At 62.0% G+C, this 4,763-nt stretch carries 3 protein-coding genes; 2 read left to right on the forward strand and 1 reads right to left on the reverse strand.

What is annotated here, in order from left to right; translation table 11 throughout:
• A partial coding sequence (locus tag AC3AYF_RS18370; RefSeq protein WP_295041126.1) for an adenosine deaminase family protein occupies positions 1–600 on the forward strand: 600 nt, incomplete at its 5' end.
• Positions 601–675: 75 nt separating this feature from the next.
• Here the strand turns inward: AC3AYF_RS18370 and AC3AYF_RS18375 are convergent.
• Positions 676–1,908, reverse strand: coding sequence for a pyridoxal phosphate-dependent aminotransferase (locus AC3AYF_RS18375; protein WP_295041125.1), 1,233 nt, complete (start codon positions 1,906–1,908; stop codon positions 676–678).
• Between the two features lie 265 nt (positions 1,909–2,173).
• Here AC3AYF_RS18375 and AC3AYF_RS18380 point away from each other — a divergent pair.
• Positions 2,174–4,763: retention module-containing protein (locus AC3AYF_RS18380; protein WP_487780151.1), on the forward strand; the 2,590-nt coding region annotated here is incomplete at its 3' end.

Below are 4,763 nucleotides of genomic sequence, written 5' to 3' on the forward strand. Positions count from 1 at the left end.
GCGCTGATCATGAGCTTCCTGCGGGATCGTGACGCGAGCGAAGCGATGGACGTGCTCGAGAGAGCGGCGCCCTTCTACGAGTCGATCGACGCCGTCGGACTCGATAGTGCCGAGGTGGGCAATCCGCCGGCCAAGTTCGCGGCGGTGTTCGAGCGGGCCAAGGCGCTGGGTATTCCACGCGTCGCCCACGCGGGGGAAGAGGGGCCGGCGGCCTATATCAGCGAGGCGCTGGACGTACTCGACATCTGTCGAATCGATCATGGCGTGGCTTGCCTGCAGGATGCCGAACTGATGGTTCGCCTGCGGGAGTCGCAGATTCCGCTGACGGTCTGTCCGCTTTCCAACGTGCGATTGAAGGTCGTTCCGACGATGGAAGATCATCCGTTGCCCGCGATGATCGAGCAGGGTGTGAACGTGACGCTCAACTCGGACGATCCGGCCTATTTCGGTGGCGGCGTGCTGAACAATTATTTGGCGTGTTACGAGGCCTTCGAGTGGGATCGTGATCGCTTCAAGCAGCTGGCGGGTAACGCCATCGAGGCCGCGTTCATGCCGGAAACCCGCCGCAGCGAGCTTCTGGAAAGGCTATCGACCTGCTGAACGGTTTCGAATGTCGCGCGACACTGCCCGCTGTCATCGGCGGGCAGTCTCGTTTAGCCCTCTAGATAGGCGGTTTTAGCCCTCTAGATTGGCGGCAGTGTCCTGCGGTGCGGCGGCCAGCCTGGCAAGAAACGGGGTCAGCCGGTCGAGCGCTTCCTTGGCAAGCTCGGGAGCGATAGCGAAGCAGATCCGCAGATAGTCTTCACCTTCCGGGCCGAAGGCACTGCCCGGCGCTACGCCGACTTTGGCTTCCCGCAGAATTCGCTTGGCCGTCTCCAGGCTGGATTCATCGAGCCCGTGAACCTTGAAGAACAGGTAGAAGGTGCCCTGAGGCGAGAATACGGTCACGTTGTCCAGCGCGCTCAGGCCCTCGACCAGGATGTCTCGCGAGGCTCGACAACGTTCGACCTGCTGGCGGATGAATTCGTCACCATCTTCCAACGCGACGATGCAAGCCCGCTGGATGAACGATGCCACGCCAGTGGTGTTGTACTGGCAGAGGCGGGCGAACAGCTGATCCATGCCTTTAGGGAACACGACCCATCCCGCGCGCCACCCCGTCATGCACCAGTTCTTGGAAAACGTGTTGGTCACCAGAAGCTTGTCATTCGGCCCGCAGATCTGCAGGAAGGATGCCGCTGGGCCTTCGTCGTCATAAACGAAATGGTTGTAGACCTCGTCGGCCACGATCCATAGCCCCTTGTCGCGACAGAACTCCTTCAATCGCTGCATGTCCTCGAGCGGCATGCGCCAGCCCGTCGGGTTGGATGGCGAGTTGATGAAGATGGCGCGAGTGCGGTCTGTCACTTTGGCGAAAAGCTTGTCCAGGTCGAGCGAGATGTCGCCACCCGGGAAGAAATCGAAGGGCACCGAGACGTTGACCCCACCTACGATCTCGATCATCTGCTTGGCGTTGGGCCATGCCGGCGTCGGCATGAGGACCTCGTCGCCTTCATCGAGAATCGCCTGCATGGCCATGGTGACGGCGTTCATGCCGCCAATGGTGACGCAGAAGCGATCGCTGGAGATGTCCGCCTGCCAGTGCCGACGATGGTAGTCGGAGAGCGCCTGGCGCAGTTCGGGCAAGCCTTGAGAGTAGCTGTAACGGGTATCGTCATCCGCCAGTGCATCCATCGCCGCCTGCTTGATGTAGACAGGCGTGGGCAGATCCCCTTCACCGATCCAGAGCCGCACGACCGAGGCATCGTGCCGGGCAAGGTCCGCGACCGCGACGATCTGGTTGTCGGGCATCTCCTGAACGCGGGAAGAGCAGGATTGACGCAGGTTGGCGGGGATTACGTCGAACATGGATGTCTCGCACGTGGGGAGTGGGCCCGCCCAATCTTATAACGCCATCGATTTGACGTGCTAATCGTCTCTTTGGTCGAGCCCCGACGCGCTAACATTTTATAACGCGCTGGATTTGCTAAGGTTTGTAAAACCTGCACTACGATTAGCAAAAGCATTACAGAATAATTGATAAATTTTTGTTGCATGCGGATACAAAAACGTTACTTTTCGCGAATGACGGGGCACTGGTCTCCGCTTCTTCGGTCTGCTGAGGTGAAAGTCGATGGCTGCTCTCGTCACTGTCGTTCGGGTTGATGGCAATGTCTTTTTGATGGACCCGCAAAAGCCCCTGGTTCAGGGGATGGCGGTTCCGGAAGGCGCCACTCTCTTCTCCCCGGACGGCGGCCGACTGATTCTCGCCGACGGTACCGTGCTGCCGTTGAGTGCAGGGCAGCCGTTGACATTGCAGGTCATCGAAGGCGTCGCCACGTTGACCATGGCGGAACCTGCTGCGGCGGATCCGGAGGTGGCGGCACTGCAGGCGGCCATCGCTTCCGGACAGGATCCCACGGCCATTCAGGAAGCCCCGGCGGCCGGTGCCGGAGAGGGCGGCGGGACGATGTCGGAGGGCGGCGGTTTCTCCGCGCCTTTCGACATCGCCCGGACCGGACGCGAAGAGTCCAGTACCTATCGCTATGCAGCGGCACTGTCCGATCCCGGTCGGGTGACGGTGACGCCCGCGAGCTTCAATCCGGAGCCGAACGCGACGCCGGGCGACGGCACGGCAGACGGCGGGGCTACGCCGACCCCGGCCGTCAGTGTCAGCCTCGATGCCATCGCTATCGATGACATCGTCAATCTCGCGGAATCGGGCCAGAGCATCACCGTCAGCGGCAAGGGCGGCGGAGACGCTGTCGCGGGAGACCAGGTCACGGTCACCATCGGTGGTGTCGTCTATTCTGCGGTGCTGGACGAGGATCTCGGCTTTTCGGTTGTCGTCCCGGGCAGCCTGCTGGCTCAATTTCCCTCGGCCACGGCAACGTTGACGCATGCCAGCGAGGGCAGCGTGGTCACCGCGACCTCGACCCGGCCCTACAGTGTCGATCTCGATGCGCCGGCGCCAACCGTGCAGTTGGATACCCTCGCTGACGACGACGTGATCAACGCCGCCGAGTCCGGTCAATCCATTACCCTGACGGGGCGTGTTGGCGGCGATGCCGTGGCGGGCGATACCGTCACCATCGCTATCGGCGGCCAGCAGTATCGGGTGCCGGTCGCCGACGATTTGACCTTTAGCGTCGTCGTGCCGGGCAGCCTCCTGGCAACGGCGCCAGGCTCGACGGTGACGGCCGTAGTCAGCCACACCGATGCGGCCGGCAACACCGGTACCGCCACGACGACGCACGCCTATGGCGTCGACACGACGTCACCGACGCTCGGTATCACCCTGGACACCATCGCCGGCGATGACGTCGTCAACGCCGCCGAAGCCAACCAATCGATCCCGGTGACCGGCAAGGTCAGCGGTGAATACGCCGCCGGCGATCGCGTGACACTGACCGTGGGCAACCAGACCTATACCGGCAGCGTCAAAGCCGACGGCTCGTTCAGCATCACCGTGCCCGGAAGCCAGCTGGCCCAGAATGGCTCGATACAGGCCGTTGTCAGCCACACCGATGCGGTTGGCAACACCGGCAGCGCCAATACCGCCGGCAGCTATACCGTCGATACCATCGCGCCGGCCGTCACGATCAGCCTGAATACCATCGCCGGCGACGACGTGATCAACGCCGCCGAATCGCGGCAGAATGTTACCTTGAGCGGCAAGGCCGGCGGCGATGCGGTCAGCGGCGACACGGTGACGATCGAGATAGGCGGCCAGACCTACACCACGACGGTGGGTGCCAACGGCAACTTCAGTGTCTCTGTCCCGGGTGCGGTGCTGGCCAACGCCGGCGCCGACCGGATCAATGCCACGGTCAGCCACACCGACGCGGCCGGCAACACCGGCACCGCCACGACCACGCACACTTATGGTGTCGACACCACGCCGCCAACGGCGATTGCCGATACTGGCTCGACCCAGCAGGAGCAGGGGCTGAGCATCGATGCGGCACACGGTGTTCTGGCCAACGATTCTGACTTGGGAAGCGACGGGTCGACGCTGCATGTCGTTGCCATCAATGGCAGCTCGGAGGGCGTTGGAAAGTCCATCGCCGGTTCCAACGGCGGAACGTTCATCGTTCAATCCGACGGCAGTTATCGATTCTTGCCGGGAGATACCTACAACTCACTCGCTGCGGGCGAAAAAACCACCTCCCAGATCAGTTACACCGTCAGCGATGGCCACGGCAATGTCGCAGTGACAACCTTGACTGCGACGATTGTCGGCACCAACGACGCGGCTATCATCAGCGGCCCTGCTGTTGGCAGCGTCGTTGAAGATAGTGGCGTTAGCGGCGGGAAACTCGCCACGACGGGCACGCTCTCGGTGACCGACATCGATACCGGACAGTCGAGTTTCAACCCGGGTAGCGCGACCTTCATGGGTGCCAGTGGAACGACTGATGGCGTGACCTCCTCGCTGGGCTCGCTTTCCATCACGGCCGATGGTCGGTGGACCTTCAATGTCGATAACAGCAAGGTTCAATACCTTGGTGAAGGTCAGGTTCGAACCGAGACCTTTGCAGTGAAATCGGCTGACGGTTCCGCGAGTCAGACCATCACGATCGATATCATCGGCACCAACGACGTGCCGGTCGCCAAGGCGGATATTCAGAGCACCGGCGAGAATCAGGTGCTCGAAGGAAAAGTGCCGACGGCAAACGAAGTCGAAGGCGCACTGGACAGCGACCAGATCGCGAACAGAGTGG

It is taken from the genome of Salinicola sp., from assembly GCF_982684285.1.